The 5,816-nt window shown below is 55.1% G+C and carries 3 protein-coding genes and 1 pseudogene; all 4 read left to right on the top strand.

Features of this window, described 5'->3' with window-relative positions; all coding sequences use genetic code 11:
• A partial coding sequence (gene tssI / locus JWR17_RS04120; RefSeq protein ID WP_299828581.1) for a type VI secretion system Vgr family protein occupies window positions 1–1,022 on the top strand: 1,022 nt, incomplete at its 5' end.
• The gene (locus tag JWR17_RS04115; RefSeq protein WP_299828579.1) at window positions 1,019–1,903 is read left to right on the top strand and encodes a DUF4123 domain-containing protein; all 885 of its coding nucleotides are present in this window, start codon (window positions 1,019–1,021) and stop codon (window positions 1,901–1,903) included. The genes tssI and JWR17_RS04115, both read left to right, overlap by 4 nt.
• Entirely contained in the window at window positions 1,900–5,460 is a 3,561-nt protein-coding gene (locus JWR17_RS04110) for a toxin VasX (protein WP_299828577.1), read from the top strand. The genes JWR17_RS04115 and JWR17_RS04110 overlap by 4 nt, the downstream gene beginning before the upstream one ends.
• Window positions 5,453–5,816: pseudogene (locus JWR17_RS04105) on the top strand (hypothetical protein); the annotation flags it as partial. The gene JWR17_RS04110 and the pseudogene JWR17_RS04105, both read left to right, overlap by 8 nt.

Genomic DNA, 5,816 nt, shown 5'->3' with positions numbered 1-5,816 from the left:
TGGGCGCTTCGCTGGAAGTAGAAGCAGGCCAAATCGTTCAGGGTTATCGCAACACCTTTACCGCCATCCCCGAAGCCGTTCAGTTTCGCCCTGCACGACGCCATCTCAAACCGCCGATCCACAGCACGCAAACCGCCAAGGTCACCGGGCCGCAAGGCGAAGAAATCCACTGCGATAAGTTTGGCCGAGTGAAGGTCAAGTTTCACTGGGACCGTCGTGATCTGGAAGACGAAACCACTAGTTGCTGGGTGCGGGTGGCGTCCAGCTGGGCGGGCGCTAACTACGGTGCCGTAACTTTGCCCCGGGTGGGCATGGAAGTATTGGTTTCGTACCTGGAAGGCGATCCGGATAAGCCGATTGTCATGGGGTGTTTGCCCAACAGTCTAAATCCTGTTCCTTACGAACAGCCGGCCAACAAGACCAAAAGCGTATTTCGTAGCCGTAATTCAAAGGCGAGCCAAGGCTTTAACGAAGTCTCTTTTGAAGATCGCAATGGCGCCGAGTTGGTCTACCTGCGTGCTCAACGTGACATGGAGCAGTTGGTACAGAACGACAGCCGTCTTGAAGTACGCGGTGAACGAAAAGAGACCATCAAGGGCAACAGCACCACCGTCATCAAGGCGGACCAAAACCTCACTGTTACTGGCGCGCGCAAGGTGCTGTTGTCGGCGGGCGATCATCTGCAAGTGGCGGGTTCCAGCCATACCCAGGTGGGCGGCGCGCTGGTGATAGACGCTGCGCAGGAAGTACATATCTCCGGAGCGGACGTTGTTATCGAAGGCGGCATCAGCCTGACTCTGTCGATCAACGGCCAACACCTTGTTCTGAACCCGGCGGGGATTTTCTCCAGCGTACCGATTGTATTGGGTGGTGTGCCAATGCCTGGGACGCCCGCGATACCGTTGGCGCCGGGAGAGGCCCCCGCCTTACTCAACCCGCTGATACCAGCGCAGCAAAAAATATCGATGCTATCGCAGCGCGGGTCGCGCTGCCTGCTGTGCGAAGAGGGCACGCGAGCATGAGCACCTTAATCGAATTCCCCCAAGACCTGCCCTGGCAACACCACCATGCCTTTCTGCTGCTCGACGGCGTCACCGTCCCTGACCTGAAAAACAAACTGTCAGCCTGGAATCTCGCAGCGCCTCGAATTGCCTTGTATGCGGGCACTCGATTTGACGCCATCAGCGAAATATCACCTTGGTTGGTGGTTCTTGAAGGACCAAGCGATCCTGTTTTCCAAGCGTTCCTGACCGATGCCACACGGGAGTGGGGCGCCCTTATGTTCAGCGAAAAACCCTTGAACGCGGTCGTCGCACACTTGCGTGAACTACTGACAGTGCACGTACCAGACGGACCGGAAGTCGCGTTGCGTCTGGCTGATCCATCGGTGATTCACGCCTTGTTTGCGATGCCGGACCGCGATGAACGTTTGTTTGGGCCGATCGATACCTTGGTGCTAGCCGATAGCGTGGAAGGTCGCTGGCATCGACATCAACGCTGCGCTTCGGACGCGCGGGGACTGCCGAAAAAATACGTGCTGAGTCCCGAGCAAAATGGTGCTCTGGATCGCGCTGACTTGCGCGGAGCTACGTTGAAACTTGATGCTCATCTACTGGAGTATTTTCCCGATCTTCGTACATCAAACAGTTTGCCCCAGCGCTGGCCAGCTTTGCATCAGAAGGTCAGCAATGCCTATGCGCAGGGGTTCAGCAGCCAATCGGACCTGACTTACTACGTCAATATATTTGCCTGGCTTGGCGATTCGCCGCTTGCACATCACCCTGAAATCGCTCGTCTGCTTGACCACGCTTGCGTGGGGACATCTAGCGCTCGCGTTGCCGCTGCGGCCGAGCTAGCCCGCACTTGGGCTAACAGCCAACAGGCGACGCAGGAGCCTTCATGAACAGTACCCGCCGTAAAGACCCTAACCTTGCCGCCGCAGCCGAATCTAAGAGCGACATCCTCAGCTACGGCACCTGTCCTTTACGTCAGCCCAAGGTGCAATTGCTGCCGCTGCGATATGGAATGGTCGAACGCAATGATCCGACTGCTGATCTGACGTTACCCTACGTGCTGCAAACGCGGCCGATGGGCGTGCGCCTGTTGCGCAATGGCTGGCTGTATATCATCGACAGCAGCACGGGCTTTCTGCATGAGTACCAGATTACAAACGGCCTTGTCAGCGCGTTATCGTGGGAAGGCAAAAAGGTCACTACTAACCATCGCACTACGCTGGACGCGGAATTTGCACTGGTATTTTCCAGAAGCAGCACGCTGCATGTCACCTACGCCGAGGTACAGTGGACGGCGGCCAAATGCAATCGAATGCTCAATAGCGAGGACGAGCGTGCGCGGTTCATGCAGTCCGTTTCGCTGGTTAATGTGGATAGCGAGCGAGGCGCCAAAGACCTGCTAACCCTGGAACAGGCCAAGCGCTGGCTCGCCGAACTGGCGGAAGACGATCAGCTTTGTCCTGTTCCAGACAGCGTGCCAGAACATGAACGAGCCGCCTACTTGTGGGAGCAGCCCAAGCGCTTCCGGGAATTGCACATCGGAGAATTGCTGCAGCCCGTTTTGCCGCTTTACCAAAACGACACGCTCTGTCTTATGGTCGAGGACGATCTCGGCGTGCTGCGTGATTTGGCCAACTATCAAGACAAAGTGGTTGGATGGATCGAGGACTGGGCCAACGGAGGGTCACAACCGGGCGCCAATGAGCGTGACTACTTGCTGGCGTGTTACATCGAGGCGCTGAGCATTCTCGATGAGAGCAAGCTGACCGGCATGGCCGCCGCCAGCGATGACCCTGCTTTAAAGGCCATGCTGGAAGAGCTGGATCAAATGCCATCGCCGGAGCGGGGTAACACTGGCCGAGCCTTGCTGGATCATCTGAATAATTGCGGCAGGGCTTTTTCCATACACAAGGACAATCCTCCGCAAGCGCTCTTGGCGCTGCGTCAGGAGGCTATGGACAAATTCCGCAAGGAAGAAGGGTTTTTCGGAAACCTTGCTCTGGGTTCTGTAAAAGCAGTCATCGTTCAGGATGTTGATTGGCGTTATCACACCGGTCAGTTCATGGCGCCAGCGCCTGGCGATTTCGTCGAGCGTCACCTCAAAGCGTTGGTGCAGCTGGGTAAGAACCAGACCCAGCGGATAAAGGATGTGCTCAGCGGCGCCAAAATGGGTCAAAGGGGCGTCAACGAACTGATTGATCGCGCTGCCATGGATCAGACCCTGGCCGAGCATCGCGTGAAACTGAGGCGCTGGAATACGTTGCTCGACCGTATCACCGATGACCGGGTAGCGCTGGTCACCGCTGACCGTTTCCACCGCGCCGCCTGGTATTTCGACGCGCAAGATCAAGAGCAAATGACCCTGGCGTTCAGCACCGAATACGCCTGCCTGAAAGACATTTGTCGAAGTGACGTTGCCAGTCAAGCGATCCTCGACTGGCTGGAAGCAAAACCACAGTTCAGTTTGCCGCTGCTGCACACCCTGCCGTTTAGCGATCAAACGCAGCTGGCAACCCAATACGCTGCGTTGTTCAACGCCGGCTATGGGTTGATCAACAACATCCCGCATTGGACTGATGTAACCCATCAAGTCGGCCACGGCAAAATCCCCGCCATTGAAGCACTTCCGGAATCGATCAAGGTGTTAGCTGAAGGCGCTCGCGATGCCTTGAACCCTGCGTTGCGCCTCGGGATGGACCGGATGCAAGACGAGTTTGCCCGAGCCATCAACAGCGAGAAAATACCGGATTTGGATCAACTGTTCCGCAACCTGCCTAAAGCGTTGGCGCCACGGATCATCGAAGCCGCAGGCCGGGAAGGTGTGACCTTTACCGTTGCGACGCCTAAGGAACTGGCCTCGCTACAGGAGGATATCAAGGAAGTATTTAACCAACGCTACGAACTTAAGGTGCTGGACAACGAGCGAAAACAAATCGTCCGTAACAGAAGTCATAAAGAGCCAAGGGCACAGGAACTTCAGCGGCAAATCCATGGAGTCCGTGGTGCAATCTCGAAACTGGAAGCGCGCTTGGCCTTAGCCATCAGCCCTATCGCCGAACTGCCCGATGAGTCCATGCGGTTATGGGGCGTTGCACCGGGTAGAGCTGGATTAACGGTGCTGTTTCCTCCGGCGCAACAGCAGGAAATAGGGCGGTTATTGGCGAACGTGCGCAAAGGAATGAGTGCTGCGCCGAAGTTGAATATGTTGGGGGATGGGGCTGGATTGCTGGTTTTTGTGGCGCAGTTTGTGAATTTGGTGGTGGTGGCAGGGGAGGCCAGGAAAAATTCCTGGAATGAAGAAAGTTATAAATTGATAGTGTCTTCTACAGCCGCTACGGCTACTGCTGGGTTTATTGCCGTCCGGGGGATAGTTGATACGGCGTTGACTGCTCGTGCCGCTTCGTTAGTAAGTACGTTTCAACAACATGCGGTGATGGGTGTGTATGTGCAGTTGGGGAAGTTGCACGTCGGTTTGGGTAGCGTCGGTTCGCTGGCCGGGATCGTCAGTTCGATAATTAGTGCCCGGGCACATCACGATAATTGGCAACAAGCTGTGCGTAGTGGCGACACCAGACTTCAAAACAGCACGGCGCTTGCGATGCTGGGCTCAGGAGGCCAATTGACGAGTTACTCATATGATTTCGGTAACGTTTTGTATTCCGCTTATACGGTCGTAGCTGCGCGAGACATGGCCGCACGCACTGCGGCTTGGGCCGCCGCTGGAACTCGACTATCTACCGTTTTTTTCAGAATGAATATTGCTGGAACACTGTTTACGGTAGTGGAGCTGGGAGGGACTTGGCTCTATAACCGCTACAATCTTTCTCCCCATGATCTATGGCTCGAAAGCACCCCTTGGGGTCTGGATGAGCACAAGCGGGAAGCGCTAAGCCTTGGCGACTACAAACGTAAATTGACCGGTTTGTTACAGGCCCCACAAGTACAAATCGGGCCCAAGCTCTACGTTGATCGTTGGCAAGACATGCTAGTGCAGGCGACGCCGGGTAGTATCCATCTTTCCATGCCTGGCGTGAGTCTGGCTAACTTACAACAACCGCTCAGGGGTCGGCCCTCCCATGTGTTGAGTCTTGCCGCTTACCGAGTGATTACGGCTGAGTGGGAAAAAGGGTTTGACCAAGACCGCTGGGCAATCGTCAGCGAAGAAGTAATCGAAAGCCTGCAAGTTATCCAATCTGCGCCGCTGATTTTTAAACTGGTCTATCCGGATGAACGCGTTAGACCGTGGACCGTCACAAAAGCGCGCCTGATTTTGGCCGTGGCCGTGGAGACCTATGATGCCAACGGTGACCCACATAACCAGCTTTACCATCTCTCGCTGGATCCCAACGGGGAAGGTATTTTTCCTGTGGCACCGTTCAAACCAGAGCGACTTCAGGCGGAGATGCTGACGATAGATCCTCTGATGTTGGAGATTGTTCGTGGATAAGAATCAAAAAACAATGACACCAGAGCCAAACTTGCACCATCCCAAGAAAGCCGGTGACGTTGAACCGTTCCCTAGCGGTCGCGTTACTTACCTGGCACCGCTTCCACTGCCCACTCAATTGCCTACTCACTGTCCTTATGTGGGGGAGCTAAATGATGTTTATTTGGATTTCGGATTAGGGTCGCCTCAGGTTTTTCCGTGGCAAATAACTCTCGGCTCGCCATTTAATTCTTTTATACTTTTTACAGTTCTCCTCCCGTTAGCTTGTGGGTTAATCGGGTTGATGATCGGTTACAGCGCCAGCGAGGCATGGGCGTTTATTGTAGGGGTTAGAAATGAACTTTTCAGCCTTTCGT

Origin of the sequence: Pseudomonas sp., from assembly GCF_028293835.1 — a bacterium.
GTDB lineage: Bacteria > Pseudomonadota > Gammaproteobacteria > Pseudomonadales > Pseudomonadaceae > Aquipseudomonas.
The sequence above is the reverse complement of the archived record's forward strand: the minus strand, read 5'-3'. Positions and strand labels throughout refer to the sequence as shown.